Origin of the sequence: Rhizobium brockwellii (assembly GCF_000769405.2) — a bacterium.
GTDB lineage: Bacteria > Pseudomonadota > Alphaproteobacteria > Rhizobiales > Rhizobiaceae > Rhizobium > Rhizobium brockwellii.
On the sequence record NZ_CP053439.1, the window covers coordinates 900,907 to 926,850 of the forward strand.

The 25,944-nt window shown below is 61.8% G+C and carries 29 protein-coding genes; 20 read left to right on the forward strand and 9 right to left on the reverse strand.

Translation table 11 applies throughout. From position 1 onward, the window contains the following. Positions 1-69 precede the first annotated feature (69 nt). Positions 70-426 (forward strand): NUDIX hydrolase, encoded by a 357-nt coding sequence (locus tag RLCC275e_RS04590; protein ID WP_033182918.1) that lies wholly within the window; start codon positions 70-72, stop codon positions 424-426. Between the two features lie 371 nt (positions 427-797). Continuing rightward, positions 798-1,418, forward strand: a complete 621-nt coding sequence (locus RLCC275e_RS04595) for a glutathione S-transferase family protein (protein WP_033182919.1) — start codon at positions 798-800, stop codon at positions 1,416-1,418. Here RLCC275e_RS04595 and RLCC275e_RS04600 read toward each other — a convergent pair. Next, entirely contained in the window at positions 1,403-1,768 is a 366-nt protein-coding gene (locus RLCC275e_RS04600; RefSeq protein WP_033182920.1) for an MmcQ/YjbR family DNA-binding protein, read from the reverse strand. The genes RLCC275e_RS04595 and RLCC275e_RS04600 overlap by 16 nt on opposite strands. Positions 1,769-1,806: 38 nt before the next feature. Further along, complete coding sequence (locus tag RLCC275e_RS04605; RefSeq protein WP_033182921.1) at positions 1,807-2,001, reverse strand: hypothetical protein; 195 nt, start codon at positions 1,999-2,001, stop codon at positions 1,807-1,809. Between the two features lie 177 nt (positions 2,002-2,178). Here RLCC275e_RS04605 and RLCC275e_RS04610 point away from each other — a divergent pair, with 177 nt between their 5' ends. Then, entirely contained in the window at positions 2,179-3,075 is an 897-nt protein-coding gene (locus RLCC275e_RS04610) for a LysR substrate-binding domain-containing protein (protein ID WP_033182922.1), read from the forward strand. Between the two features lie 3 nt (positions 3,076-3,078). Here the strand turns inward: RLCC275e_RS04610 and RLCC275e_RS04615 are convergent, their stop codons facing one another. Both RLCC275e_RS04615 and RLCC275e_RS04620 read right to left on the reverse strand, forming a co-directional pair. After that, positions 3,079-3,744 carry a glutathione S-transferase family protein gene (locus tag RLCC275e_RS04615; RefSeq protein ID WP_033182966.1) on the reverse strand — a complete coding sequence of 222 codons (666 nt, stop codon included), beginning with the start codon at positions 3,742-3,744 and terminating at the stop codon, positions 3,079-3,081. Between the two features lie 98 nt (positions 3,745-3,842). After that, complete coding sequence (locus RLCC275e_RS04620) at positions 3,843-5,210, reverse strand: TIGR03808 family TAT-translocated repetitive protein (protein WP_033182923.1); 1,368 nt, start codon at positions 5,208-5,210, stop codon at positions 3,843-3,845. Positions 5,211-5,461: 251 nt separating this feature from the next. On the opposite strand from RLCC275e_RS04620, the gene RLCC275e_RS04625 reads away from it, so the two are divergent. Continuing rightward, the gene (locus RLCC275e_RS04625; protein ID WP_033182924.1) at positions 5,462-7,759 is read left to right on the forward strand and encodes a sensor domain-containing protein; all 2,298 of its coding nucleotides are present in this window, start codon (positions 5,462-5,464) and stop codon (positions 7,757-7,759) included. Between the two features lie 105 nt (positions 7,760-7,864). On the opposite strand, the gene RLCC275e_RS04630 is transcribed toward RLCC275e_RS04625, so the two are convergent. Next, the gene (locus tag RLCC275e_RS04630; protein WP_033182925.1) at positions 7,865-8,836 is read right to left on the reverse strand and encodes a glycerophosphodiester phosphodiesterase family protein; all 972 of its coding nucleotides are present in this window, start codon (positions 8,834-8,836) and stop codon (positions 7,865-7,867) included. A 104-nt stretch (positions 8,837-8,940) separates the two neighbouring features. Between RLCC275e_RS04630 and RLCC275e_RS04635 the strand changes: the two genes are divergently transcribed. The 12 genes from RLCC275e_RS04635 (at position 8,941) to RLCC275e_RS04690 (ending at position 19,402) form a co-directional block, all read left to right on the forward strand. Then, entirely contained in the window at positions 8,941-9,771 is an 831-nt protein-coding gene (locus RLCC275e_RS04635) for an alpha/beta fold hydrolase (RefSeq protein WP_033182926.1), read from the forward strand. A 215-nt stretch (positions 9,772-9,986) separates the two neighbouring features. Then, positions 9,987-11,345 carry a tetratricopeptide repeat protein gene (locus tag RLCC275e_RS04640; protein ID WP_033182927.1) on the forward strand — a complete coding sequence of 453 codons (1,359 nt, stop codon included), beginning with the start codon at positions 9,987-9,989 and terminating at the stop codon, positions 11,343-11,345. Positions 11,346-11,542: 197 nt separating this feature from the next. Further along, the gene (locus RLCC275e_RS04645; protein ID WP_033182928.1) at positions 11,543-12,553 is read left to right on the forward strand and encodes a ligase-associated DNA damage response exonuclease; all 1,011 of its coding nucleotides are present in this window, start codon (positions 11,543-11,545) and stop codon (positions 12,551-12,553) included. 255 nt (positions 12,554-12,808) lie between these two features. Beyond that, entirely contained in the window at positions 12,809-14,434 is a 1,626-nt protein-coding gene (locus RLCC275e_RS04650) for a cisplatin damage response ATP-dependent DNA ligase (RefSeq protein ID WP_033182929.1), read from the forward strand. A 113-nt stretch (positions 14,435-14,547) separates the two neighbouring features. Further along, positions 14,548-15,468, forward strand: a complete 921-nt coding sequence (locus RLCC275e_RS04655; protein ID WP_033182930.1) for an alpha/beta hydrolase family protein — start codon at positions 14,548-14,550, stop codon at positions 15,466-15,468. A gap of 97 nt (positions 15,469-15,565) precedes the next feature. Then, entirely contained in the window at positions 15,566-15,742 is a 177-nt protein-coding gene (locus tag RLCC275e_RS04660; protein WP_245487529.1) for a hypothetical protein, read from the forward strand. 143 nt (positions 15,743-15,885) lie between these two features. Continuing rightward, positions 15,886-16,692 (forward strand): L,D-transpeptidase, encoded by an 807-nt coding sequence (locus RLCC275e_RS04665; RefSeq protein WP_033182932.1) that lies wholly within the window; start codon positions 15,886-15,888, stop codon positions 16,690-16,692. Between the two features lie 177 nt (positions 16,693-16,869). Then, on the forward strand, positions 16,870-17,604 hold the full coding sequence (locus tag RLCC275e_RS04670; RefSeq protein ID WP_003557650.1) for a L,D-transpeptidase: 735 nt from the start codon (positions 16,870-16,872) through the stop codon (positions 17,602-17,604). 304 nt (positions 17,605-17,908) lie between these two features. Further along, a complete protein-coding gene (locus tag RLCC275e_RS04675) occupies positions 17,909-18,118 on the forward strand; it encodes a cold-shock protein (protein ID WP_003546468.1) in 210 nt (69 codons plus the stop codon). A gap of 251 nt (positions 18,119-18,369) precedes the next feature. Then, positions 18,370-18,654 carry a hypothetical protein gene (locus RLCC275e_RS04680; protein WP_033182933.1) on the forward strand — a complete coding sequence of 95 codons (285 nt, stop codon included), beginning with the start codon at positions 18,370-18,372 and terminating at the stop codon, positions 18,652-18,654. 56 nt (positions 18,655-18,710) lie between these two features. Beyond that, positions 18,711-18,950 (forward strand): 30S ribosomal protein S21, encoded by a 240-nt coding sequence (rpsU, locus tag RLCC275e_RS04685; RefSeq protein ID WP_003546477.1) that lies wholly within the window; start codon positions 18,711-18,713, stop codon positions 18,948-18,950. A 227-nt stretch (positions 18,951-19,177) separates the two neighbouring features. Continuing rightward, complete coding sequence (locus tag RLCC275e_RS04690; protein WP_003557654.1) at positions 19,178-19,402, forward strand: hypothetical protein; 225 nt, start codon at positions 19,178-19,180, stop codon at positions 19,400-19,402. A gap of 71 nt (positions 19,403-19,473) precedes the next feature. On the opposite strand, the gene RLCC275e_RS04695 is transcribed toward RLCC275e_RS04690, so the two are convergent. Then, the gene (locus tag RLCC275e_RS04695) at positions 19,474-19,959 is read right to left on the reverse strand and encodes a MarR family winged helix-turn-helix transcriptional regulator (RefSeq protein ID WP_033182967.1); all 486 of its coding nucleotides are present in this window, start codon (positions 19,957-19,959) and stop codon (positions 19,474-19,476) included. 124 nt (positions 19,960-20,083) lie between these two features. On the opposite strand from RLCC275e_RS04695, the gene RLCC275e_RS04700 reads away from it, so the two are divergent. After that, positions 20,084-20,506: an organic hydroperoxide resistance protein gene (locus RLCC275e_RS04700; protein ID WP_003546481.1), complete on the forward strand. Its 423-nt coding sequence runs from the start codon at positions 20,084-20,086 to the stop codon at positions 20,504-20,506. Positions 20,507-20,598: 92 nt separating this feature from the next. On the opposite strand, the gene RLCC275e_RS04705 is transcribed toward RLCC275e_RS04700, so the two are convergent. Then, entirely contained in the window at positions 20,599-21,045 is a 447-nt protein-coding gene (locus RLCC275e_RS04705) for a MarR family winged helix-turn-helix transcriptional regulator (RefSeq protein WP_033182934.1), read from the reverse strand. 88 nt (positions 21,046-21,133) lie between these two features. On the opposite strand from RLCC275e_RS04705, the gene RLCC275e_RS04710 reads away from it, so the two are divergent. The 3 genes from RLCC275e_RS04710 (at position 21,134) to RLCC275e_RS04720 (ending at position 23,205) form a co-directional block, all read left to right on the forward strand. Further along, complete coding sequence (locus tag RLCC275e_RS04710; protein WP_033182935.1) at positions 21,134-21,862, forward strand: DUF899 domain-containing protein; 729 nt, start codon at positions 21,134-21,136, stop codon at positions 21,860-21,862. A gap of 34 nt (positions 21,863-21,896) precedes the next feature. Further along, complete coding sequence (locus RLCC275e_RS04715; RefSeq protein WP_033182936.1) at positions 21,897-22,361, forward strand: DUF1579 domain-containing protein; 465 nt, start codon at positions 21,897-21,899, stop codon at positions 22,359-22,361. A gap of 64 nt (positions 22,362-22,425) precedes the next feature. Then, positions 22,426-23,205 (forward strand): VOC family protein, encoded by a 780-nt coding sequence (locus tag RLCC275e_RS04720; protein WP_003557664.1) that lies wholly within the window; start codon positions 22,426-22,428, stop codon positions 23,203-23,205. Positions 23,206-23,262: 57 nt separating this feature from the next. On the opposite strand, the gene RLCC275e_RS04725 is transcribed toward RLCC275e_RS04720, so the two are convergent. After that, complete coding sequence (locus RLCC275e_RS04725) at positions 23,263-23,880, reverse strand: outer membrane protein (RefSeq protein WP_033182937.1); 618 nt, start codon at positions 23,878-23,880, stop codon at positions 23,263-23,265. A gap of 166 nt (positions 23,881-24,046) precedes the next feature. Then, a complete protein-coding gene (locus RLCC275e_RS04730) occupies positions 24,047-25,573 on the reverse strand; it encodes an ABC-F family ATP-binding cassette domain-containing protein (protein WP_033182938.1) in 1,527 nt (508 codons plus the stop codon). Between the last annotated feature and the right edge of the window lie 371 nt (positions 25,574-25,944).

The following is a 25,944-nucleotide window of genomic DNA, read 5'->3' on the forward strand; positions in this document are numbered from 1 at the left end:
TGCATTTTCACGAAATCCCGTGCATGAGGCCGGGAGTGCTTACGCATAAGCGGAGCGAAGGAGTGGATCATGTTGATTTTGATTGCCGGGCCCTATCGGTCCGGAACGGGCGACGACCCGGAAAAGATGGCCGCCAACCTGAAGCGGCTGGAAGCGCCTTCGCACGCGCTGTTTGAAGCCGGCCATGTGCCGATGATCGGCGAATGGGTGGCGCTGCCGATCTGGCACGCCGCCGGCGGCAGATCGGTCGGCGACCCGCTCTACGAAGAGATCTTCCACCCGGTCGCCGGCCGCCTGCTGCAGCTCTGCGAAGGCGTGCTGCGCCTGCCCGGCGATTCCAAGGGAGCGGACAACGACGTCCGCATCGCCCGGGAACGCGGCATTCCAGTCTGGCACCGACTGGAGGATGTGCCGGGCTGCGGGTGAGCGGATTGCTCGCCCGCGCGCCTCTACATTGCCCTTCGCTTGCGCTCAGGCCATTCGCGGCTTTGCCGCTCGCCCCCTCAACCGACCCTTCGGGCCACCTTCTCCCCGCTGGGGAGAAGAGGGAGCAAGCGGATTGGCTTCGGTTCCACAACCGACGCTTTAAGAGGAAGTGAGGCGTTGCCACAAATCTCTTCTCCCCAGCGGGGAGAAGGTGCCGGCAGGCGGATGAGGGGGCACACGGCACACCATTCATTGCCCTTCGCTCGCGCTCAACGCACCTCACTTGTCCTGGGAGAAGCAAAACCCAATCCCAGCAGTTCCGACCCGCGCACCGCTACGCTATAACCCTTGCCGAAAGGGAGTCGAAACCAATGCTGACAGTGTACTACGCGCCGGGAACTTGCGCGCTCGCAAGCCTGATTGCCTTGGAAGAATCCGGCCTGGCCTTCGAAGTCAAGAAGATCAGCCTCCGCGATGGCGAGCAGCGCGCGCCGGACTATTTGAAGATCAACCCGAAGGGCCGGGTGCCGGCACTGGTCACCGATTACGGCGTGCTGACGGAAACGCCGGCGATCCTGGCCTATATCGCCCAGAGCGCGCCGGCGGCCAAGCTGGCGCCGCTTGACGATGCATTCGAATTTGCCAGGCTTCAGTCCTTCAACAGCTATATCTGCTCGACCGTGCATGTGAACCATGCCCATCGCCCGCGCGGCTCGCGCTGGGCCGACGAGCCGGCGGCAATCGAGGCGATGAAGGCGAAGGTGCCGCAAAACATGGCCGATTGTTTCACGCTGATCGAGCAGACGATGTTTGCAGGCCCATGGGTGATGGGGGAGGCCTATTCGCTCGCCGATCCCTACCTCTTCGTCATGACCGACTGGTTGCCGTCGGACGGCGTCGATCCCGCCCGCTTCGAAAAGGCGAGCGACCACCACGCTCGCATGCTGCAGCGCACCGCTGTCCAGCGGGCGCTGGCCTATGATCGGGCCTGATCGCTAAAGCCTGCGGCAAGCTTCTTCGGCGCCCGGAACAGCCAGGCGCCGATCAGCCGCAGCCGCAATTCCTCGTCGCCGATCACGGCGGCGCGCACCGGCAGATGCGGCCAGCCGACATAATGATCGGTTTGAAAATAGACGTCGGGCGCCATCTCCAGCAGGTGATTCTTGTCGTCGAGCGAAATCGAGATCACGATCGTCTCGGCGTTCTTCACCGCGACAAAGCTCTTGCCGCCGACTTTCAGTGCCGGATTGCCATAGGAGGTACTCTCCTCGACATCGGGCAACCCGGCTTCCGCCGCCAGCCGCTTCAGACGTTCGAAGATCGCATCGACATCGCCGGCCATGGTTCCGCCCTTTCTGTCAGGGCGAACCTACCATATCTTCAGGCGCATTTCGCCTGCGGCGGTTTGGCCTCTTTGGGAAAGCCGGCCGGCATCCCGAGCGGCAGATCGGCGATTTCGCGCATCGACATGCGCTCGACCTCGGGATGCAGCAGCGGATCATCCTTCCAGGTGGGGATAATTTCTGTGCTTCCCGCGGGAAGTGCAGGTCTCAAGAAAAACTTCAGCAACGACATGGCAGGCCTCGCTTTCTTCAGTGGCGGAGACGGATGATCGCAAAGTGGCTTTCGCCTGCTGAGCTATCTTATCCATCTCACGCACTGTGTTTGAATGGATTGCCTATGCTTGCAATGTCGGCCTCAACAGGCAGATTTTCAATTGAGATTAGTGCGGCGGCGCTATAGAAAAACTATATGAAGAACTTGAATATGGTCCATCTCAACGGCCTGCGGGCGCTGGAGGCCGTCGGTCGTCTCGGCTCGCTCCAGGCCGCCGCCGACGAACTCGGCGTCTCGGTTGGCGCCGTCAGCCAGCAGGTCATCAAGGCCGAAGCCCAGCTCGGGCAGGTGATCTTCGAGCGCACCGCCAGGGGCATGATCGCCACCGAAGCCGGCCGGCCGGTGCTGCTGGCGCTCGACGAGGGGTTCGCCCGTCTTTCGGCGGCGGTGTCGATCGCCAGCCGCAAGGACGATACGATCCTGACGATCTCGGTGGCGCCGGTTTTCGCCGCCCGCTGGCTCGTCTACCGGCTCGATCGTTTCGCCGTGCGTCATCCCGACATCAAGCTGCGGCTGGACGCGACGACCAATCTCGTCAATCCGGCGCTTTGCGACGTCGATATCGGTATCCGCGTCGGCAGCGGCAAATGGCCGGATGTGAAGGCCGAACTGCTGTTGGAGCAGGAGGTCTTTCCCGTCTGTTCCCCGGAGATGGCGGCGACATTGAAGGAGCCCGCCGATATCCTCCAACTGCCTGCCATCATCGATGGCCATGCCATGTTCACCTGGGAGGTCTGGATGCGTGAGGCCGGACTGTCAGGCGCCACCCTTCCAACCCGCCACGTCTTCAACGATGCCTCGCTCTGCCTCGATGCGGCGATCGCCGGCCAGGGCGTCATGCTGGCGTGGCAGACCCTTGCCGCCTTTGCGCTCGCCGAAGGCCGGCTCGCCGCCCCTTTCGGCATTCGCGCCCGGACCGGCTTCGGTCATTACTTCGTCACCGCCGAAGGCACGCGCGAGCCCAAGAAGGTGAGGGATTTCAAGGCCTGGATCCGCGAGGAAATGGCCGGCACGCTCGCCCTTTTCCGGTAGTCCTCAAACCTCGATCGGCTCCTTGCCGCGCGTCGCCTGCATGGCCTTATAGGCCGGGCGGGACTGGCAGCGTTCGATCCAGGCCTTCACGTTGGGATGCGCTTCGAAAAGCGTTTCTTCGCTCTGGGCGTAGCGCAGCACCTCGGCGAGGTTGAGATCGGCGACGGTGAAGCGGTTGCCGGCGATCCATGGCCGGCCGGCAAGGTGGTTTTCGAGAACCGCCAGCGGCCTGCGCAGCGACCGGCAGGAGACGGCGATCGTCTGCTTGCCCTCGTCGCTATTTTCGAGCCCGTTATCATAAGTGAGCACGATCTTCACCGTAAGCGGCTCGACCTGCGAAGCCGCCCAGACCGTCCACATCGTCAGCAATCCGTCTTCTTCGACGGTTTGTCCGGAAAGCGGCCCGCCGTGTCTACGCGCGAGGTAGAGGTTGATCGCCAGCGACTCGTGCATGACGAGGTCGCCATCCCTGATGCAGGGGATCTGTGCCATCGGGTTGACGGCAATGAATTCAGGCGAATGCGTATTGAGTGGCGCATCCTCAGATAGCGGATCTGCGAGCCGCCTTGCCTGCAGCACCGGCACCGAGCGGAATTCGACCCCAAGCTCCTCCGCCATCCAATAGACGCGTGAAGCGCGCGACCGATAGACTCCGTAGATTGTCAGCATGTCCATATCCCCTCGATGTGTCCGAGAGACCGTAAATGCCGGATCGGCGTGGGAAAAGTCCTTGTGGCTGATGGGATGATGAAAGCTTTTGATGGCCTTCAGGACATGCGGTTTCGTTCGACGGTCAGCTGCGCATAGGGCGAGCCGCCGCCCGCCATCTCGCCGGACACCTTCTTCTCCCATTGGAAGCCTAACACCGCGCCTTCGGCGGTCTCCTGGAAGATGTTGTCGGTGATGACGGCGGTCCCGGCGCCGTCGGCGACCGATACGGCGCATCCCACAGGCGCCTTGCGCACCACATTGCCTGTCACAACGACGTTGCGCAGATACGGACCCCAGCCGATCTGCAGCCCCCAGCGCGGTGCGCCCTCGATCACATTGCCTGAAATCAGCGTGTCGGCTTCCGCCGCGATGCCGATGCCGAAGCCGACCTCGTGCTGGTATGGGCCGCGCAGCGTCAGGTTGCGCACGACATTGCCGGTGACGCTCGCCAGCCGGCCGCCCTCGTCGAAATTGGCGATCGAGATGCCGTTTGCCGCGCCGTCGATCATGTTGGCGGAAACGACGGCGCCCTCGAAGGCAAATTCGACATAGATCGCCGTCTCGCCGGAACGCCGGCACTGGTTGCTGCTGATCTGAATGTCCGAGGCCGAATTGGCGCGGATCGCCGTAAAGGCGCAGTCGGAAATCTGGTTATTCACCACCATCACCCCGTCGGCGCGGAAGATGTTGATGCCGTTGCCGTTTTGCCCGGTGCCGCCGTCATTGGCACGGATGTTCGAGATGCGGTTGCTGGAGACGACAGTGCCGTCCTCCGCCTTCTTCCCGCGATGCACCAGGATGCCGCCATTGCCGCAGTCTAAGACCGTATTGCCGGTGACCGAGAGGGTGGTGGAATCCACCGCGTAAAGCCCGGATTGGGCAGCCCCGGAAATACGGCTGCGCTCGATCCGCCCGCCGCAGCGCTCCAGTTGCAGGCCGTGCTTGCGGCTGCCGCCGATCTCGCAATTGTCGATCAGCACCTCGTCGACGCCGGTAAATTGCAACAGTCCGCCGGCATAGTCGCCAAGCCTGCGGTTGCCGCCGTCGATGACGAGATTGGAAAGCTCGATGCGCCGTACATTCTCGGCCGCAAACAGATGGCCTTCGCCGGTATAGACGATCCGCGAGGCGCCCGGCACGCCTGATATGCGCGTATTGTCGGGCAGGGTGAGATTGGAGACCCGGTAGGTGCCGGGCGGCAGGAACACCGGCACGTTCTCACGCGCCGCCTGTTCGATCATCTGCTCAAGGTTGCGGGTCTTGCGGTCGCCGCCTTCGGGAATGGCGCGATATTCCGCCGCGTCGATCGCACCGCGCAGATCAGGCTGAGCGGCCGCCCTCCGAGGCGAGGCGAGGGCGCGCGATGTCCCTCCCGCAACGGCCGAGGCGGCAAGAAAGAAAAGCATGTCGCGGCGTGAGGGCATCCGGGGATCACTTGTCATAACGCGCCCGTAGCAGGAAACGTGCCAAGCCCGCATGTATCCTTTTGGCACAAGCTGAGAGCAGGTGGCCGAAATTGCAGGTGCAGCCGTGGAAGAGGGCAGAATATCGCCGCTTATATTTTCGTCTCGTTCACCTTTTCATTTAAGCAAGCCGAAGGAAATGAGGACTACTTTTAAGGGAATTTCTATGGCGAGTGCGGGATACGGCCTTCGGCCGCAGGGGGAATGGGGTCATGCGCGAATTGGGTGCCAGGCGATGGGAACCAACCGATGCCCTGACGGCCGAAACGCGACGCATCGTCGCCGCGACGGAGGCAATGATGGCATCGACCGCCCACCACCTTTCCGAGGGCATCGAGAACCTGCGCCTCAAGGCGATCCTCCACGAACTTCCGGATTTCCTCTACGTCAAGGATCGTGACAGCCGCTTCGTTTTCGCCAACGCCGTCACCGCCAGCAGCCTCGGCCTGGAGCGCGCCGATCTGATCACCGGCAAGCGCGACTTCGACCTGTTCGATTTCGAGACGGCGCGCCGCCATTTCGACATCGAGCAGCACATCATGGCGACGGGTGAAGCTCGCATCGACATGGAGGAATCCTACGTCCTTCCCGGCAGCAGAAGGCCGATATGCCGCCTGACGTCGAAGATACCGCTGCGCAACGATCGCGGCGAGATCGTTGGCCTGATCGGTGTTTCCCGTGATATCACCGAACGCACGCGCCAGGAGGATCTGCATCGCGGCCAGGCGAGCCTGCTCGAAATGATCGCCCGCAACGAGCCGTTGCCGATGATCCTCGAGGCGCTCGTGCTGATGATCGAGGCGCAGCTGGATGGGATTGACGGATCGGTGCTGCTGCTCGACGGCGAGGGCACAAGGCTCTATCACGGCGCCTCTCCCAATCTGCCCGGCGGCTATAGCCGACTGATCGATGGCGTTACGATCGGTCCCAAGGTCGGCTCCTGCGGCACCGCCGTCTGGCGCGGCCAGACGGTGATCGTCGAGGACGTGACGGTCGATCCGCTCTGGGAGGATTTCCGCGCGATGATCGCGCCGTTCGGCTTCCGCTCCTGCTGGTCGACGCCGATCGCCACCTCACAGAACAATGTGCTCGGCACGTTTGCGCTCTATTCCCGGGAAGTCCGCCGTCCCACCGACCACGAGATGACGCTGGTGGCGCTCGCTACCCATATCGCCGGCATCGCCATCGAGCGCAAGCGTGTCGATGACCGCATCCATTTCATGGCCCATCACGATGATCTGACCGGCCTGCCGAACCGCGCCTTCCTCAAGGAACGGCTGGCGAGCATCCTCGACCAGGCCCGACGCAACAACCGCAAGGTGACGGTCGCCTATATCGATCTCGACAATTTCAAGGACATCAATGACGGCCGCGGCCACGCCGCCGGCGACGAGGTTCTGAAAGAGACCGCCGCCCGCATGGCCAACAGCGTCAGGGCCTCCGATATGGTGGTGCGTCTCGGCGGCGACGAATTCCTCGTCGTGCTCGTCCATCAGTCGAGCCACGATGCCGGCATCACGCGCCGCCTCCGCGATCTGCAGAAGGCGATCAACCGGCCGATCCGCGGCGCGGACGGCGAGATCACCGTCACCTCGAGCATCGGCGTTGCCGCCTTTCCCTTCGATGGCGCGACCTCGGAAGAGCTTCTCGCCAATGCCGACCGCGCCATGTACCGCGCCAAGGAGCTCGGCCGCAACACATTGCAGCATCACGATGGCGGCAGCACGCCCGTGGGAATGCCGATCGGCGAGCAGGAGGAACTGCACCAGGCGATCACCGGCGGTCAACTGTTCCTGCAGTACCAGCCGCAGGTCGATGTCGCCACCGGCCGCATCACCGGGCTCGAGGCGCTGGTGCGCTGGAATCATCCGGCAAAGGGCAGGGTGCCGCCGGTCAATTTCATTCCGCTCGCCGAAGAGACCGGCCTCATCGTTCCTCTTGGTCTCTGGGTGCTGAACGAGGCCTGCCGCCAGGCGCGCCTTTGGCAAGACATGGGCCTGCCGCCGCTGACGATCGCCGTCAACGTCTCGGCCAAGCAGTTCGCCGATCCGGATTTCGCAACCCATGTCGCCGAGGCGCTGGAGCGTCACCGCCTGCAGTCCCGCTGGCTGGAGCTTGAAGTCACCGAAAGCGTGGTGATGCAGGATGCCGAACGCGCGCTCGCCATGATGGAAACGCTGCGGGGGCTTGGCGTGCGCCTGTCGATCGACGATTTCGGCTCCGGTTATTCCAGCCTTGCGGCGCTGAAGACCTTTCCCTTCGACCGCTTGAAGATGGACCGCTCGCTGGTCGAGGCCCTGCCGGGCGACAAGACCGCCGTCGCCATCGCCTCGGCGGTCATTTCGCTGGCGCAGACGCTGAAGCTCTCGGTTCTCGCCGAAGGCGTCGAAACCGACGCCCAGATGGATTTCCTGCGCCAGGCGCGCTGCGAGGAGGCGCAAGGCTTCCGCTTCTCCAAACCGGTCTCACCGGAGGAGATCCCGGCATTGCTGCGGGCGCGGAGCCTCTAGTGCATGTCGCCCAAAAGTGTGCAGCGGTTTTGGGAGAACGACATGCACAAAAGGAAACATTGAAAGACGCCGCATCGATCAGGTCGATGTGAGATCTTTCAAGCCTTATTTTACAAGCTTGCCGATCGCCTCGATCTCGTTCGTCCATATGCCCGCCGCATAGTTTGGCGGCAGCCGCGCCAGTTGCGCGGGGTCGTCGATGCCGGTGGAAAAATCGCTGCCGCGATAGGGGCCGAGCACGAAGACCTCTGTCCCGGCATCCTGCATCCGGTTCAGAAAACGGTCGGGCCAGCCCCACAGCCACGGCGCGATATTGATCGGCACCAGCATCATCGCATGTCTGCATTCGTCCGGCAGCAGGCCGGTCCAGCCATAGCCGATATAGCCGGTGAGGCAGCTCTTCAGGCTCTTGCGCGAGGCGGTCTTGATATCGGGTGCCATCCGGCGCAGCACGTCGATCGGCTCGTCACCGCCGTAGACGATGGTCTCGGCCCGTCTTTCTGGGGAAAGTCCGTTGAGCACGGCGGCGAGCTTTTTGCCCTCGGAAGGATCGCGGCTCTTGACGTTGATGAGGAAGCGCCGATCTGGAAAACTCGACAGCACCTCGGCAAGCGTCGGCATCATGCCGACACCCCGGCCGCGGAAAGGAAAGGTCTTGCCGCCATCGGCGGTGTAGCCATAGCCGATGTCGAGCCTCTTCATGTCAGCCATCGAATGCTCGCGGGTGACGCCATGCCCGTCGGTGCGGCAGTCGAGCGTCCAGTCGTGAAAGACGGCGAATTGCCCGTCCGTCGTCGGATGCACGTCGATCTCCACGATATCGGCGCCCGCGGCAAAGCCTGCCTGCATCGACGGAATGGTGTTTTCCAGATAATCGTGTTTCGGTGGCAGCATGCGGCTTGCCGTGCAGGTGTCGTTCTTGAGATCGGCTTCGTCGAAGCGCTGGGCGATGCCGCGATGGGCGAGCAGCACCGGTTTTCCCGGCCGATGTTCGGCAAGCAGACTGGTATTGTTGAGGTAGATGCCCGCCGCGGCGACGGCGATTGCCGCCGCACAATAGAAAAACTTCCTGCCCAACGTCGATCCTCCTGGTTGCATTGCAAGGGCTAGAAAGCGATTCTGGTTGTTCTTGGGCTGTTTTCCGGCTTTTCTATGCTGCGGCAACAATGAGTCTGATCACTATGGAAGTTGACGACGACGAACTCATCCATTTCGAAGCGCATGGCGCCGCGCCGTTGCCGCCGGCGGCAGTCGACGGTCATGTCGCGCATGACGGCGCCCGCATCTGGTATGCGAGCTACGGCTCTGGCCCGCCCGTCATTCTGCTGCATGGCGGCCTCGGCCACAGCGGCAACTGGGGCTATCAGGTCCCGGCACTGTTGCGCCGCGGCCGCCGCGTCGTGCTGATCGACAGCCGCGGTCATGGAAGAAGCACCCGCGATTCCCGTCCTTATAGCTATGAGCTGATGGCTTCAGATGTGCTTGCCGTCATGGACGAACTGCGTCTCGACAAGGCGGCCGTCGTCGGCTGGAGCGACGGCGCCTGCATCGCGTTGATTCTTGCCATGGCGGCGCCCTCACGTGTCGAGGGGGTCTTCTTCTTCGCCTGCAATATGGATCCGAGCGGCACGCTGGAATTCGTCCCGACCCCGGTCATCGACCGATGCTTCAGCCGGCACGCCAAGGACTATGCCGCATTGTCCACCACGCCGGATGATTTCAACCCATTCGTCGAGGCGGTCAGCCTGATGATGCGAACGGAGCCGAATTATCAGGCTTCCGACTTGGGCCTGATCCGCGTGCCTGTCGCAATCGTGCTTGGCGAGCACGACGAATTCATCAAGCCCGACCATGCTGAATACCTTGCCCGCAGCATTCCGAACGCTGAGATGATCTGTCTCACAGGCGTCAGTCATTTCGCGCCGCTGCAGCGGCCGGGTAAGTTTAATGTCGCTGTGGTCAACTTCCTGGATGACATCGGCACACGAAAAAATGAAGACTTGCGGCGTTGAGCCGCGGCAGTGCAATTTCATAAGAATTCGGTAACTTTTTCGGAACGGCAAACGTAGGGTCCTGTGGGAAGGATTCGTTTTGTCGTTCGCTCACGGAGGCCTTCGAGCCGCCGCCCGCTCATGTGATTTCCTATGCATGGGTAGGTTGCGCGGCCGATGGCGTGTGCTCGATCCGCGGCTCCCCCGCTTGTCTTGAGAAGGCCCAGGGAGCAGGAATGATCAGTATCGATATGGAAGAGCGAGTTTCGATCGCGCAAAAATCGCTGAGCGACGCTATGAGTTTTCAGGCCTCGGGCGATTTCGAAAGCGCCGAGAAAGCCTATGTCCGAGTCCTCCACAAGGACTATCGCACGATAGATATCCTACCGCTGCTGGCGAGTGTCGTCGCAAAGAGAGGTGATGCGGAAACCGCTCTTTACTACTGGAACAAGCTGCTCGGCCTCAATCCCGGCCATCTCGTCGCCCTGATGGAAAAAGGTGCGCTGCTGCGTCAACTCGGCCGGTCGGCGGAAGCGGTCGGCTGCTATGAGATGGCACGTGGCCTGTCACCCGAAAATCCTCTCGTGCGTAACAACCTCGCTGTCGCACTGGCCGATTCCGGCCGGCAGCCGGAGGCGCTGGCCGAATTCCGTCATGTTCTGCGGTTGCAGCCGGACAGTATCAATGCCTGGCATCAGATAAGACGGATCTCCTCGTTGATCGTGCCCTTCTGGCACATCGCCATGATGAACGACACTCGACGCAACGATGCCTTTGAAGCGGCAATCCGCCTTGCCATAGAGCTGCGCGGAGCCGATGCGCAGATCCTCGATATCGGTGCGGGCAGCGGCCTGCTGTCGATGATGGCGGCGCGCGCTGGCGCCACCAATATCGCGACCTGTGAGAGCGTGCCGGCCATAGCGCAGACGGCGGAGAGGATCATCGCCGCCAATGGTTATCGCGAACAGATCGACATCTTCGAAAAGTCATCGACCGAACTTTCTGTCGGCAGAGAGATGAAAGCCCGCGCCGACATCCTGATTTCCGAGATTCTTTCGAGCGATCTCCTTGCCGAAGGCGTGCTGAAAACCTTCGAGGACGCCCACGCCCGCCTGGTCCGCGAGGATGCGATCGTCATTCCACGCGCCGCCTCCGCCATCGGCTGCCTGGTTGCCAGCGAAACGCTCTCCAACTATGCCCATGTCGGTGAGGTCTCCGGCTTCGACATGTCGCAGTTCAATGCGCTCGCCCCCTTGCGCCTACCCGTTCACGGTACGATGACCGAGTGGACCAGGCTTTCGGACGATTTCGAGATCGCTGCCGTGGATCTCACCGCCCGCAAACATTCTGCGGTGCTGCGTAAGATATCGGTGCCTGTGCAGGCAAACGGCACCGCCGTCGGGGTCGTCCAGTGGATGAAGGTCGATCTGATCGAGGGTGTGGTTTTCGATAACCACCCCGACGGCTATCATGATGGAGGTTGGCTCCAGGTTCTTCACACCTTCCCGCAGCCGGTCGACGTCCATGCAGGTAGCTCACTGGGCATGCTGGTTGGCCACGACGGAACGAGCCTGCTGATGACGCCGACCGCCTGAGCAACGGGCTTCTGTCGCTGCCATGGAAGGTCAGCATGGCCGTCTTGAGGAAAGGCGGCCATTCTCGTTGCTGTCCGAGAGTTTTCGACCAACGTCACGATGGAGACGAGTTTGCGCAGTGGTCGCTTCCGGTGCATTCGCCAGTCCCTTCTTCCTGCCCTCTGGCCTCGCGCCCATTTCCCGCTATCTCTCGTTTCATGAGACCTGATGCGCTGCTTTATCCCGCCCCGGAGGGGCTCTATTGCCCGGAAGGCGGCTTTTATGTCGATCCGGTGCGGCCCGTCGAGCAGGCGCTCGTCACCCACGGCCATTCGGATCATGCCCGCCCCGGCCACGTGAACGTGCTTGCCACCCGCCAGACGCTCGACATCATGCGCCTGCGGTATGGCGACGGTTTCTGCGCCAGCGAGCAGGCGGCAGCCTTCGGCGAGGAACTGCTGGTCAACGGCGTCAAGGTGAGCTTTCATCCGGCCGGCCATGTGCTCGGCTCCGCCCAGATCGCCATCGAGAAGAACGGCACCCGCATCGTCGTCTCCGGCGACTACAAGCGCCGCCCCGACCCGACCTGCGCCGCCTATGTGCCGGTTGCCTGCGATGTCTTCATCACCGAGGCGACCTTCGGCCTGCCGGTCTTCCATCATCCCGATCCGATGGACGAGATCGGCAAGCTATTGGCATCGCTGCGGCAATTTCCCGAGCGCACCCATCTCGTCGGCGCCTATGCGCTCGGCAAAGCCCAGCGTGTCATCCGGCTGCTGCGCGATGCCGGTTATGCCGAACCGATCTATATCCACGGCGCCATGGAAAAACTCTGCGACTATTACATCGAGCAGGGCATCGATCTCGGCGAGCTGTTGCCGGCGACGATCGAAAGCCGCGACAAGTCCGCCTTCAAGGGTGCGGTCGTCATCGGCCCGTCATCTGCCTTCGCTGATCGTTGGGCCCGGCGATTCAACGAGCCGCTGCCGGCCTTCGCCTCCGGCTGGATGATGGTGCGCCAGCGCGCCAAACAGCACGGCGTCGAACTGCCCCTCGTCATCTCCGATCATTGCGACTGGCCGGAACTGACCGAAACGATCCGGGAACTGCATCCGGCCGAGGTTTGGGTGACGCATGGCCGCGAGGAGGCCCTGGTGCGCTGGTGCCAATTGCAGGGCATCAAGGCGAAGCCGTTGCATCTGGTGGGCTATGAGGATGAGGGGGATTGAGGAGATGAGCTGCAGCCTGCGCCAAAACCCCTCCAGAATTGGCCTTTCTGCCAAGGTGGCACAAACGCCTACTCCTCACTCCCTCATTCCTGTGCTCGTCACAGGAATCCAGCCACCGCGCGTCGGCGCGGTGAAAGAGTCATACGAGGCCAGGGAGTTTCTCGCGTCCAAGGACTTGGACGCACTGGATTCCTGTGACAAGCACAGGAATGAGGGAGTACCCGTTGGGCCTCTTTGCGCCAGTGGGAGGCGCCCATGAAAGCCTTCGCCGACCTCCTCGACCGTCTGGTGCTGACCCCCAGCCGCAACGGCAAACTGAAGCTGCTGACCGACTATTTCCGCGACACGCCGGATCCGGACCGCGGCTACGGCCTTGCCGCCATCGCCAGCACGCTGGAGGTGCGCAACGTCAAGCCTGCCATGCTGCGCGAACTGGTGCTGGAGCGCATGGACGAGGTGCTGTTTCGCTATTCCTACGACTATGTCGGCGATCTTGCCGAAACCATCTCGCTCGTCTGGGACAATGAGAGGGATATCGACCGCTCGGCCCTTGCCCAGCCGCGTCTCGGCGAGGTCGTCACCGGCATGAATGCGCTCGGCCGCACCGAAGTGCGCAGCTACGTTCGCGATCTTCTCGACCGGCTGGATTCGTCCGGCCGTTTCGCTTTCATCAAGCTTGCCACCGGCGCCATGCGCATCGGCGTTTCCGCCCGCCTTGCCAAGCAGGCGCTCGCCGATCTCGGCGACAAGGACGTCACCGAGATCGAAACCCTCTGGCATGGCCTGCAGCCGCCTTACGAGACATTGTTCGAATGGCTGGCGGATGGCGGCGAAAAGCCGGTGCTGGCCACGCCGGCGATCTTTCACTCCGTCATGCTCGCCAATGCGGTGGAGGAGGGGGACCTGACCAGTCTCGATCCGGTGAATTACGCCGCCGAATGGAAGTGGGACGGTATCCGCGTCCAGCTCTCCCGCTCCGGCGACAGGCGCAAGATCTATTCCCGCTCCGGCGACGACATATCAGGCGCCTTTCCTGATATTCTCGACGCGATCAATTTTTCCGGCGTCGTCGACGGCGAGCTGCTGGTTGGCGGCACCGCCCGCTCCAACAGCCCGACCCGGACCTTCTCCGACCTGCAGCAGCGCCTGAACCGAAAGACGGTGACGGCGAAGATGCTGGCCGACTACCCCGCCTTCATCCGCACCTATGACCTGCTCTTCGACGACGAGGAGGACGTTCGCGGCCGCACCTATGTCGAACGCCGCGACCGGCTGACCGAGATCATCGACCGCGCCCCGCACGACCGTTTCGATCTCTCGCCGCTCGTGCCGTTCTCGTCGTGGGAAGAGCTCAATACTCTGCGCGCCGCCCCGCCTGATCCCGTTATCGAAGGCGTGATGATCAAGCGCCGCGACAGCATCTACCAGGCCGGCCGCATGAAGGGGCCATGGTTCAAATGGAAGCGCAACCCTTATAACGTCGATGCGGTGCTGATGTATGCCCAGCGCGGCCACGGCAAGCGCTCCAGCTATTATTCCGATTTCACCTTCGGCGTCTGGGCCGATGACGAGGACGGTGAACAGCTGGTGCCCGTCGGCAAGGCCTATTTCGGCTTCACCGATGCCGAGCTCGAGGTGCTCGACAAATTCGTGCGCAACAATACCACCGAACGTTTCGGCCCGGTGCGCGCCGTGCGCGCCGACAAGGATTTCGGCTTCGTCGTCGAGGTCGCCTTCGAAGGCATCAACCGCTCGACCCGGCATAAATCGGGGGTCGCCATGCGTTTCCCCCGCATCGCTCGCCTTCGCCCCGACAAGCCCTCCTACGAGGCCGACCGGCTGCGCACGCTGATCGCCATGATCGAGGCGAAGCCGGGGTGAGGTTGCATGCCCTGCGCAACAATGACGCAGGGCAATATTTTCAACATCATGTGTATTGGCGGCAACGATCTTCCGGTGCAGATTCTGCGTGCCGGGAAAATGATGGGTGCGTTATGAGCTCGCTTGAACAGAATTCCTTTTTCCGTCAACGCCGTGCCGTTCTGGCGGGGCTTGCCGGTGCACTCGTCTTGCCGCGCATGGCAGCCGCGTTCGATGTGCCGGACGAGCCGCGCCTTGCCAAGCACGACTATGCCAAGGTCCGCCACCAATTCCGCACAAAGCTGTTGCAGAAGGGCCCGGCGCCCGACAAATACGAACCGCTGAATGCGCCTGTCGATGCCGACAAGATCTTCTACCGCTCCGGCTACGGCGAGCTGGAACTGGCGGCCTGGGTTTCCAAATACAAGCGCGAGCGCGCCGCCAAGCCGGCCGTGCTCTTCCTGCACGGCGGCAATGCCATGGGCATCGGCCACTGGCAGCTGATGAAGCCCTATATGGATGCCGGTTATGTCGTGATGATGCCGTCGCTGCGCGGTGAAAACGGCCAGATGGGCAATTTCTCCGGCTTCTATGACGAGGTCGATGACGTGCTCGCCGCCACCGAGCGCCTGGCGCATCTGCCGGGTGTCGATCCCGAGCGCCTCTTCATCGCCGGCCACAGCATCGGCGGCACGTTGACCATGCTGACGGCGATGAGCACTCAAAAATTCCGCGCCGCCGCACCGATTTCAGGCAACCCCGATGCCTTCCGCTTCTTCAACCGCTATCCGCAGGATATTCGCTTCGACGACAGCAATAAGCATGAATTCGAGGTGCGTTCGGCTCTGTGTTACGCCCATAGCTTCAAATGCCCGGTGCGCGTCGTTCACGGCACGGAGGAGCCGCATTTCAACGACCGCGCCGATCTGCTTGCCCGCCGCGCCCGCGGCGCTGGCGTTCAGATCGAGACTGAAACCGTCGCCGGCAACCACACCTCGGCGCTGCCGACCGAGATCGAACAGAGCATCCGCTTTTTCCATGGGGTGGCGGCCTGAGTCTTGCCGCCGCCTAAAGCCATCGCCGCATTGATGAATTTCGCGGAAGTTTTAGTCTCTGATCATGACTAGCAACATATTCTTTGGCGCAGCCGCCGTGACGTTCTTCGTTGTGCTCTGGCTGATACTTCCGGCCATCGCGAGCCGTCGCGACGTGATGAAAATGACTCCGGCCGAACATGGCTGGTATGCAAAGCGGATTTTTCCGCTGATGCTCCTGTTTGGCGCGTTTGCCACCGCAGGAAGTTTAGCTGGGCAGTGGGGATGGCCTTGAGGCGCGGCCGCTTTTGGCTTCGCACTTCCGGCGACATGCATTAGCGCCTGCCTTTCCCACCCCAACGCCAGCCTCGCGCCAGCCGCGGATGCCATCGTTCCGGCAGATATCGCTGTCTGCCGATCGTTGATAAGGGTGGTTCCATGAATTTTCTGCGCCGGGTCTTCCCGCTTGCCGGGCTCGTGATTGCAGTTGCGTCGCTGAGCGGCTGCAACATCCTCATTCCCGATGTCGCCGCCGATTCGCCCGCCCGCTTCGTTCAGGAAACCTCGCCGGTCTTCTATCAGCCGCCCGGTGTCGATCCGCGCCGGGTGCGGCCGATCCCCGATCAGCCGGTGCCGCAGACGCGCGAGCTCTACAAGACCCAGTTCCACCAGACCTATGGCCTGCCGGTCACCAATCCCGTGCACATGGCGATGTATGGTGAGCTTCGCGACGCGGATTTCACCCTGCCGGCGATCCCGGTCAGCCGCGTGCAGCCGCAGTTCCTGCGCCAGGAGGTCGATTATCAGACGGCTGAGCGTCCCGGCACCGTGGTCATCGATACCAAGGCGCATTTCCTTTATTTCGTCGAGGGCAACGGCAAGGCGATGCGCTACGGCGTCGGCCTCGGCCGCGACGGTTACGCCTGGTCGGGCCGCGGCGTCATCCAGTGGAAGCAGAAGTGGCCGCGCTGGACGCCGTCGGTCGAAATGGTCTCGCGCCAGCCTGAAGTTCGCCCGTTCGGGGCGGAGAATGGCGGCATGAATCCGGGGCTGATGAACCCGCTCGGCGCCCGCGCCATGTATATCTTCAAGGACGGGCAGGATACGCTCTATCGCATCCACGGCACGCCTGACTGGCAGTCGGTCGGCAAGGCCACCTCGTCGGGCTGCGTGCGCATGCTGAACCAGGACGTTATCGATCTTTACGACCGCGTTTCGGCCAAGGCCGAGATCGTTGTGATGTAGCGCTGCAACAGCGCTACCCATATCGTCCGCTCCGGGCTGGACACGTCTGCGTGAAGCTATGGTTTATTTGGCGCAAGCCGATAGATCTTTTGATGTTGTTATCGGCATTGGACGAATCACCGGTTTATCCGGACGTCTCGTCCGGCTTCCCGCATCAGAGGAAATCAGTCCCGCGTCATGAGCTTCGATAGACATCTTTCCCGCCGCAGCTTTCTTTCCTTTTCGGCGTTGACCGCAGCCTCCGCGCTCGCCGGCTGCGCCTCCTCAGCCAACACCGTGACATCAGGCGATACGACGATCACCTACCGTTCGCCCATGCGCCTGTTCCAGTCCCCGGGCGCGTCGAGCGTGCCGAGTGGGGCTGAGCTTGCCGTCATGTATGGCCCCATCGAAGACGGCGGCTTTCTCATTCCAGCCGTTCCCTACGAGCAGATCGATCCGCGCTATTATCGCCAGCGCGTCGTTGATCCCACCGGTCAGCCCCCCGGCACCATTGTCGTCGATACGCCGTCGCGCTTCCTCTATCTCGTCCAGGGCGACGGCATGGCGATGCGTTACGGCGTCGGCATCGGCCGCGAGGGTTTCGCCTGGCAGGGGTCGGGCGTCATCCAGTGGCGTCAGAGATGGCCGCGCTGGAAGCCGCCGAACGAGATGGTCGCCCGCCAGCCCGAACTCGTCAAATATTCGATCGAGAACGGCGGCATGGAGCCGGGTCTGAAGAACCCGCTCGGCGCTCGCGCGCTCTATATCTTCTCGAACGGAGAGGACACGCTCTACCGCCTGCACGGCAATCCCGACTGGCGCTCGATCGGCAAGGCCGTCTCGTCGGGCTGCGTGCGGTTGATGAACCAGGACATCATCGATCTCTACGACCGCGTGCCGACAAAGGCGCCCATCGTCGTCTGGCAGTAATCGTCCCCGCGGCGGCCGCAATCCGGCCGCCTCGGATTGATCCTATCCCGGGCAAGCAGATGCTTTGCCCCGGGGAAAAAGGGTGCTTTTCGCGGGGGCAAGAGCTTCATTTTGCCCCTTCGAGAGAATTATTTTCCGAAATACCATTGCTTAATTCGGTAAATATCCTACATGGTGCGTATCGAATTGCTTGCGACCTTTGTCCACGCGCTTGAGCGCTCCGTCAGATATCCTCTCAACATCGATACGGCTTGTCGGATATCTTTTCCGCAGGCGAACACAAACGGTTGAAAAGGAGATCGTTATGAATTCAGGCGTCGTCAAGTGGTTCAATGGCACCAAGGGTTTTGGGTTCATTCAGCCTGATGATGGTTCTACGGACGTTTTTGTCCATATCTCAGCGGTTGAACGCGCCGGAATGCGCGAACTCGTTGAAGGTCAGAAGATCCGCTACGATCTCGTCCGCGACAAGAAGTCCGGCAAGAATTCGGCTGACAACCTTCAGGCCGCATGATTTGTCATTCGCCTCTGCTGACCATGAATATGGCAGCGGGCTGGCCATGTGCTGGCAGCAAGCTGACCACGGATGTACTGGCAGCGAGCTACCGATACCGGCGGCGGGCTGAGTGACTGGAAGAGGTCGGGTACCAGCCCGGCCTTTTTGCTTTGATCGCAGGCTTTTGCGGAATGCCCGGTCGTTCCTGAATGACCCCCGGTCGTTCTGATGGACCGATTGAGCAGCCGAAGAGTCGAAGGGACGCTGAAATGGGCAGACCAAACTATAAAGTCGGCGACATGATTGTGCTGAAATCGGGCCTCACCCGCACGGCGAAAGCCGATAAGCGGTGCCGGATCTCCAGCATCCTGCCCAACGACCATGGGCATGTGCAATATCGCGTCCAGTTCGACGCAGAGAATTTCGAGCGCCGCATCACTGAGGCCGACATCGATACCGGTGAATCTCCGTCGAGGGCTTCCCCCGAGGCGGCAGCCAAGTCCGACGGCGCCGAGCCCTGGCTGAAGTTTACGAGCATCAAAATCGGGAAGTAGTCCCGCGTTTTTATTTTAGACAGTGCGGCGGCCGCCGCGACAGGAAGGATATCGTTTTGCAGGTACTCGTCAGAGATAACAATGTCGATCAGGCGCTCCGCGTGCTCAAGAAAAAGATGCAGCGGGAAGGCCTCTTCCGGGAAATGAAGGCGCGCAGCGCCTTTGAGAAGCCGTCTGAGAAGCGCGCCCGCGAAAAGGCTGAGGCCATTCGCCGCCAGCGCAAGCTCGCCCGCAAGAAGCTGCAGCGCGAAGGTCTGCTGCCGGCACCGAAGAAGGTTCTCCGCCCCACCCGCTAATCCCGGCTGTGGCATCACGGCCAACCGTGGAATCGCGGGCCTACCGTGGAATCACGGTTCAGCCGTGAATCATGGTTTCTGCCGTGGAGCCATGGCTTACAGCGCCGCGCGTCTTTTCCAGGCGCGCAATGGAGGCTGTAACACTTTGAATTTCAGCATAATTCCTTGAACCGATTTCGATTTGAGGAACTATGCAGTAACGCCGCCATCACCTGGGAAAGGGGCACATGACCGCCACCAAGGGAGAATTCTTCAATCCCGCCAAGCTTTCGTCTCGCGACAAGGCGGAAGCGACCGATCACACGGCGCGCGCCATTATTGCCGCCGAGGCATCGGCCCGCGACAAAAAGACGGAGAAGCTGAAGGCGCTGCGTTTGCAGCAGGAGGCCGAGGCCGAACCTAAGGCGGCGCCTGCAAAGAAGCGCCGGTCGCCGGCTAAGTCGCAGCCCTGATCTCACGGCGCACACGCCGGCTCTACCGGGTGCCGGCTCTACCGGGTGCCGGCTCTACCGGGTGAATGCGTTCAGCCGCCCGTGCCGGCCCGCCCGAGGTTGCCCCGTAGCCGATGCAGCATGTCGCGCATCTCGGCCATTTCCTCAAGCGTGCAGCCTGCGGCTTGCCCGATCGCCGTCATGATCGTATCGATCTCCCCCTTCATAGCCTGACCTTGCGGGGTCAGCGACACGATCACCTGCCGTTCGTCGCGCAGGTCGCGGATGCGCTTGAGCAGCCCGCTCTGTTCCAGCCGTTTCAACAGCGGCGACAGCGTGCCGGAATCGAGATCCAGCTGCTCGCCGATCGTCTTCACCGGCAATTCGCCGCGTTCCCACAGCACCAGCATCACCAGATATTGCGGATAGGTCAGGCCGACCCTGTCGAGGATCGGCTTGTAGGCGCGGGTGAAAGCATGCGCTGTCGCGTAGACCGCGAAGCACAACTGCTTTTCCAGCCGCTTCTCCTCTTGCGGTATCTCCATCGTCTTCGTCGTTTGCGCTTTCATATCTATTATCCCTGAAGCCCGATTGTCCTCTTTTCGAATCCGAAATGCAATTTGCAAAATTCACTTGCGTACAATTTAATTGTGCGATAGTAAAAATCCAACCCGATCGAAGGGCCAACCAAAGGAGATCGTCATGCCTATTCTCTATACGACCAAAGCCTCTGCCACCGGCGGCCGCGCAGGCCGCGCCGTTTCCGAAAACGGCGTTCTGGACGTGACGCTGACAGTTCCCAAGGAACTCGGTGGTGACGGCGCGACCGGCACCAATCCCGAACAGCTTTTCGCTGCCGGCTACTCCGCCTGCTTCCTCGGTGCATTGAAATTTGTTGCGGGCCAGCAGAAGGTCAAGATTCCCGAGGACACGACAGTCTCCGCCAAAGTCGGCATCGGCCCGCGTGAAGATGGCGGCGGCTTCGGCATCGAAGTGGCGCTGACGGTCAACATTCCGGGTCTCGACCGCGAAACCGCTGAAAAGCTCGCAGCCGCAGCCCACATCGTCTGCCCCTATAGCCACGCCATGCGCACCTCGACCGAGGTCCCGGTCACCGTCGCCTGATCGATTTTAAAAACTTGGTGGCCGTATCGGCTGCCGCCATCGGCCGTCCGGGTAGGGTACTATCCGGCCGGCTTTGGCGTTTCTGCCATCATTCATGACAGCGCCTGCAGATCCTGCCGCAGCCTTGCGACGCTGCCATCCGGCAGCTTTCCGTCGATCATCGCATGCGTGCTTTCCCAGATCGGCAGCGCTCTCGCCAATACCGCCTTGCCTTCGACGGTGAGGCTCAGCAGCCGGCCGCGCCTGTCCCTCGGGTTCTCCATCACTTTCACCCAGCCCTTGCGCTGCAGCAGCTTCAGCGCCGCCGTCAGCGTCGTCTGGTCCATGGCGAGCAGGGCTGCGACCGGCCCCATTGGCGGTGGCTCAGGCCGGTTCAGCGACATCATCAGCGAAAACTGTCCGTTGGTCAGGCCGGCCGGCCTCAGCGCATCGTCGAACAGCCGGGCAAGCGCGCGTGCTGCCCGCTGCACATGCAGGCAGAGGCAGGTGTCTCGCACCATCAGCGTCGTGGAAAAGGGAATCTCGATCGAATTTGACATGCTTCATTTCTATTGATATCAATGTATTTAGTCAAGGAGAAGGAGATGAGCCGGCTTCACCGGCAAGCGCCGGAGGAGGGCGCACTCCATGCAGAATGAAGTTGTGTCCCGCGAAGAGTGGCTCGAAGCCCGTCGTGCCCTGCTGGCAAAGGAGAAGGAGGCGACGCGGTTGCGCGACAGTGTCAACGCCGCCCGTTTGGCGCTGCCCTGGGTGAATGTCGGCAAGAATTATGTCTTCGAAACGCCGGAGGGCAGGAAGTCGCTCGCCGATCTCTTCGACGGCCGCAGCCAACTGCTGATCTATCATTTCATGCTCGGCCCGGATTGGGATGCCGGCTGCACCGGCTGCTCCTTCCTATCGGATCATGTCGATGGCGCCCTGCCGCATTTGAACCATCACGACGTCACCTGGGTCGCCGTTTCACGCGCGCCGCTCGACAAGATCGCCGCCTATAAACAGCGCATGGGCTGGCAATTTCCCTGGGTTTCATCCTTCGGCAGCGATTTCAATTTCGATTATCACGTCTCCTTCAGCCCTGGGGACCTTGCCAAAGACAAGGTCTTTTACAATTTCACTCCTATTAAGCCGGCCGATGCCAATGACGAGCTGCCGGGGCTGAGCGCTTTCTACCGGAATGAGAAGGGCGAGATCTTCCATACCTATTCGAGTTATGCCCGCGGGCCGGAAGAACTGATCGGCACGCTGATGATCCTCGACCGCGCGCCGAAGGGCCGCAACGAGGACAGCACGATGAATTTCGTGCGCCGCCACGACGAATATGAGGAGGCACCGAAGGCGCCATCCTGCTGTCACTGACAAACTCCAGCAGCGCTCAAGGGAGAAGAGGACGATGAAGACCGCTGAAGTGCTGAAGGAACTTTCCTTCCTGGAAAGACTGATCGGCGACTGGACCGTCACCGCACCCGACATGACGGATAGCGAGCCCTGGACGGAAACCGTCCGCTCACTGCACGGCATCTGGTTCGTCGCCGAAGGGACCGGCCGCATGCCTGATGGCAAAGAGGCCACCAGCATCCTGACGCTCGGCTACAACGCCGCAAAAGGCAAATACGTCGGCAGCTGGATCGGCAGCATGATGGATTATATGTGGGTCTATGAGGGCGAGCTCGACGCGTCAGGCAGTGTGCTGGACCTCTATACCACAGGTCCCGACTTCAACAGCGAGGGGCTTGCCGATTACCGCGAGCAGATCATCTTCACCGACGCCGATCACCGCACCTTCACCTCCAGCGCCAAGCAGCCTGACGGTTCCTGGAAGCAGTTCATGGAAGCACATTACGCCCGCAAGATCTGACAATCACGTCGCTCCAAGCCTCCGAAGAGGCCTCGAAACGGGGTGCCGAAAAAGGGAGAGTATGATGTCCGAGACGCATGGAAAGTTCATCTGGTGCGAGTTGATGACCCCCGACACATCAGCTGCGGCGAAATTCTACAGCTCGGTCGTCGGCTGGACGACCTCCGAGATGAAGGTGGAGGGCATGCCCGCCTATACGATCTTCCAGGCGAACGGCATCGGCGTCGCCGGCCTGATGGAATTTCCGGCCGAACTCGAGGGTAAGGGCATTCCGCCGAACTGGACGGGTTATGTCGATGTCGACGACGTCGATCAGTCGGCAAAGGATTTCGCCGCCAATGGCGGTTCGGTCCGCCGTCCGCCGGAAGACATTCCGACCATCGGCCGTTTCGCCGTCGTCGCCGATCGGCATGGCGCTGTGCTCTGCATTATGACGCCGGCTCCGATGGAGAATCCCATGCCGGAACTGGCCGTCGACGCGCCTGGCAATATCGGCTGGCGGGAGCTTTACGCCGGCAATGGCGAAGAGGCGGTGGCCTTCTATTCCAAGCTGTTCGGCTGGAAGAAGGATAGCGATTTCGACATGGGCCCGATGGGCGTCTACTATCTCTTCTCTCATAACGGCAAGCAGATCGGCGGCATGATGACCAAGCCGGAAAACATCCAGATGCCGTTCTGGAGCTACTATTTCATCGTGCCGACCCTCGATGCCGCGATCGAACGCGTCACCTCAGGCGGCGGCAAGGTGGTCCACGGCCCGATGGAAGTCCCCGGTGGCAGCTGGATCATCCAGGCCACCGACCCGCAAGGCGCCTTCTTCTGCCTGGTCGCACCGAAGCGGTAGGTTTGGACGCGGCAGCGTGCGGCAGGCTCCTCATACGGCTGCCGCCCTGCCTTTCCGTCAGAACTTGTAGCTGGTCCCGAAGAGGACCTTGTCTTGCATTGCGCCGACATCGCCGATGGTCGAGCCGAAATCCTTGTTGCCGAAATCGGAATGGCGATACTCGCCGCGCACCAGGATATTGTCGGTGACCGCGTGTTCGATGCCGCCGCCGGCCGTCCAGCCGATCAGGATGCCGTCCTTCTTTCCAGCGGCCGGAATGTCGACCTTGCCGCCGCCGGCTGCCACGCCTGCCGTTGCAAAGAACAGGGTTCGATCCCAAGCGTAACCTACCCGAGCTCGGCCGGAAGCATCCCATTCGAGGCTCGCATTGTCATTTTTCTCGAAGTTGTAATTAAAGTCGTTCTCGATGCCGTAGACGATATTTCCGGATTGGAAATTATAGCCGGCATGCAGGCCTGACATGCCGCTGTCTATATCCTGATCCGAGCCGAGGATCTTTGCCTGGCTCCAGGAATATCCGCCCTGGGCGCCGAGATAGAAGCCGGACCAGTCATAGGCTGAAGATACCTGCCCGGCGGACGGTGCTGCCGGCGTTTCATAGGTGAGATCGGCGGCAACGGCCGGAACGGCAACCGAAAGGGCCAGGACGGCGCAGGCGACTAATCTGATATGCATGGAGATGCCTCATGTTCATGGGAAGAAAAGCCGAGAGGGCGATTGCGACATCGCCCGGCTCTCAAGAAACCATGCCCCGCGCCGACGTTGCGGAGTGTCTTTTAACATTGAGATTTGTTGCGAACCCTCGCGAAGGATGGGGCGGCGCGGCACGCCGCGCCACCCATCACACGCCTGATCCCACCGAAGCAAAGAACCCCTCCGGGCTCTCGGCCTCCACCAGCCGCTTCCTCTCGATCAGCCAGAACCGGTTTCCCACCGCCCGCACGAAACTGCGGTCATGCGAGACCAGCAGGCAGCTCGCCTCGTGCGCCATCAACTCGCCCTCCAGCGCCTCCTGTCCCTCGATGTCGAGATGGTTGGTCGGTTCGTCGAGCAGGTAGAAGTTCGGTTCCGCAAGCCGCAGCACCAGCATGCCGAGCCGCGCTTTCTGGCCGCCGGACAGTTGGCCGATCGGTTTTGCCTGCATGTCGATCGTCATGCCGGCGCCGGCGAGCAAGCCCCGTGCCCGCTGGTCGCCGACATCGAAGCGGCGGATGATCGTGCCGATCGGCGTGTCGGTGTCGGCAAGATCGGCAAGCGCCTGGTCGCCATAGCCGAGTACCAGCGACGGCGTCGCCTTGATGCTGTCCCACGCCGTCTCCGGTCTTTCGATCGCCTGTTTCAGCATCGACACCAGCCGCGACTTGCCGGCGCCGTTGAGGCCGAGCAGCACGATGCGGTCACCCTGGCAGATGAATTGCCGGCCGGTCTTAAACAGCAGCGTTCCATCCGGCGTCGTCACTGCCGCATCCTCCAGCGTCATCAGCACCTTGGCATGCGTGCCGCGATTGGTAAGCCGGATGGCGCCGGCCGAGCGCTCCAGATGCGCCGGTTTTGCCGCATCCTCCAGCTTCCCCGCCCGCTGCCTGAGCTGCTTTGTCTTGACGACGAGCAGATCGCTGCCGGAGTTGATGCCGATATTGTTGAGCTTCGCCGCCTGCTTGCGCAGTTGCTCCGCCACCTTCATGTCGCGCTCATAGCGCCGGGCTTCGGAAGCGTCGGCCTCGTCGAGGGCGGCGCGCGCCCGGGTGTAGGGCAGGGCGAAGACCGGCGATTGCTCCGGCCGCAGGAACAGCGTCCGGTTGGTCGTCGCATCGAGGAAGGCGCGGTCGTGGCTAGACAGGATAACCGGCACGTCGCGCGGCAGCGCATTCAGCCAGCTCTCCAACTGAGCGATCTTTTCGAGATCGAGATGGTTGGTCGGCTCGTCGAGCAGAAGCACGTCGGGCTCGCTCACCCAGGTGCGGGCAAGCATGGCAAGTCGCTGCCAGCCACCGCTCAACTGCTTCAGCGGCCGGCTCCGCATGGCCTCCGGCATGTCGAGCGATTCCAGCACCACGTCGACCCGCCAGCTTTCGCTTTCGGCCTGGTCGGCCGGCAGCGCCTGCAGCACCGCATCGTAGAATGGCATGTCGAACAGGGCAGGCGGCACATTCTGCGCGACATGGCCGACGGTCAGCCCGCGCGCTTTGGTGATCTCGCCCTCGCTCGGCTCCAGCGCGCCGGTGATGCAGGCAAGCAGCGTCGATTTCCCCCGCCCATTGGCTGCGACGAGACCGATGCGGTCGCCGCCATTGACGACGAGATTGAGCTTGGAAAACAACGGATTGCCCAGCGTCACGCCGAGATTGCGGATATTGATAAGTGTCATGATCGTTCTCTGGTCTTGACCGGGTGGTCGCACGATCCGGGGCGTTCAGCCATCACGGGATTGCGCGGTTCGGGCCCGGGAAATGAGAGGAATGCGCGCTGTCATCTACGGCGCCACATTGGCCACGAAGGGCAGACCAGGAAGAGATGTCGAGAAACGGTCTCTGGTCAGCCCTGCAAACGCATTTGCAGGGCGTTGACGGGACCACGCTGGCGATGATGTCGAAAATAATATTGCATTGCGTGATCCTCCTTTCTCGAAAGGTTGCGGGATTCCAATAACATTGCCCGCGAAAAGAGGCAAGGGAGCCGGACCTGTGCCGATTCTAGCCATAAACCGCGCATAGGGGATTCTTCGGGACCGACCGGGAG

Bases quoted from the DNA above. Each gene is read 5' to 3' on its own strand.
- RLCC275e_RS04730 (WP_033182938.1), bottom strand. From the start codon at position 25,573: ATGACACTTATCAATATCCGCAATCTCGGCGTGACGCTGGGCAATCCG.
- RLCC275e_RS04710 (WP_033182935.1), top strand. From the start codon at position 21,134: ATGCAGAATGAAGTTGTGTCCCGCGAAGAGTGGCTCGAAGCCCGTCGT.
- RLCC275e_RS04665 (WP_033182932.1), top strand. From the start codon at position 15,886: ATGAATTTTCTGCGCCGGGTCTTCCCGCTTGCCGGGCTCGTGATTGCA.
- RLCC275e_RS04700 (WP_003546481.1), top strand. From the start codon at position 20,084: ATGCCTATTCTCTATACGACCAAAGCCTCTGCCACCGGCGGCCGCGCA.
- RLCC275e_RS04670 (WP_003557650.1), top strand. From the start codon at position 16,870: ATGAGCTTCGATAGACATCTTTCCCGCCGCAGCTTTCTTTCCTTTTCG.
- RLCC275e_RS04650 (WP_033182929.1), top strand. From the start codon at position 12,809: ATGAAAGCCTTCGCCGACCTCCTCGACCGTCTGGTGCTGACCCCCAGC.
- RLCC275e_RS04595 (WP_033182919.1), top strand. From the start codon at position 798: ATGCTGACAGTGTACTACGCGCCGGGAACTTGCGCGCTCGCAAGCCTG.
- RLCC275e_RS04655 (WP_033182930.1), top strand. From the start codon at position 14,548: ATGAGCTCGCTTGAACAGAATTCCTTTTTCCGTCAACGCCGTGCCGTT.
- RLCC275e_RS04645 (WP_033182928.1), top strand. From the start codon at position 11,543: ATGAGACCTGATGCGCTGCTTTATCCCGCCCCGGAGGGGCTCTATTGC.
- RLCC275e_RS04625 (WP_033182924.1), top strand. From the start codon at position 5,462: ATGCGCGAATTGGGTGCCAGGCGATGGGAACCAACCGATGCCCTGACG.
- RLCC275e_RS04635 (WP_033182926.1), top strand. From the start codon at position 8,941: ATGGAAGTTGACGACGACGAACTCATCCATTTCGAAGCGCATGGCGCC.
- RLCC275e_RS04690 (WP_003557654.1), top strand. From the start codon at position 19,178: ATGACCGCCACCAAGGGAGAATTCTTCAATCCCGCCAAGCTTTCGTCT.
- RLCC275e_RS04605 (WP_033182921.1), bottom strand. From the start codon at position 2,001: ATGTCGTTGCTGAAGTTTTTCTTGAGACCTGCACTTCCCGCGGGAAGC.
- RLCC275e_RS04715 (WP_033182936.1), top strand. From the start codon at position 21,897: ATGAAGACCGCTGAAGTGCTGAAGGAACTTTCCTTCCTGGAAAGACTG.
- RLCC275e_RS04640 (WP_033182927.1), top strand. From the start codon at position 9,987: ATGATCAGTATCGATATGGAAGAGCGAGTTTCGATCGCGCAAAAATCG.
- RLCC275e_RS04675 (WP_003546468.1), top strand. From the start codon at position 17,909: ATGAATTCAGGCGTCGTCAAGTGGTTCAATGGCACCAAGGGTTTTGGG.
- RLCC275e_RS04610 (WP_033182922.1), top strand. From the start codon at position 2,179: ATGAAGAACTTGAATATGGTCCATCTCAACGGCCTGCGGGCGCTGGAG.
- RLCC275e_RS04590 (WP_033182918.1), top strand. From the start codon at position 70: ATGTTGATTTTGATTGCCGGGCCCTATCGGTCCGGAACGGGCGACGAC.
- RLCC275e_RS04680 (WP_033182933.1), top strand. From the start codon at position 18,370: ATGGGCAGACCAAACTATAAAGTCGGCGACATGATTGTGCTGAAATCG.
- RLCC275e_RS04705 (WP_033182934.1), bottom strand. From the start codon at position 21,045: ATGTCAAATTCGATCGAGATTCCCTTTTCCACGACGCTGATGGTGCGA.
- RLCC275e_RS04725 (WP_033182937.1), bottom strand. From the start codon at position 23,880: ATGCATATCAGATTAGTCGCCTGCGCCGTCCTGGCCCTTTCGGTTGCC.
- RLCC275e_RS04620 (WP_033182923.1), bottom strand. From the start codon at position 5,210: ATGCCCTCACGCCGCGACATGCTTTTCTTTCTTGCCGCCTCGGCCGTT.
- RLCC275e_RS04720 (WP_003557664.1), top strand. From the start codon at position 22,426: ATGTCCGAGACGCATGGAAAGTTCATCTGGTGCGAGTTGATGACCCCC.
- RLCC275e_RS04615 (WP_033182966.1), bottom strand. From the start codon at position 3,744: ATGCTGACAATCTACGGAGTCTATCGGTCGCGCGCTTCACGCGTCTAT.
- RLCC275e_RS04600 (WP_033182920.1), bottom strand. From the start codon at position 1,768: ATGGCCGGCGATGTCGATGCGATCTTCGAACGTCTGAAGCGGCTGGCG.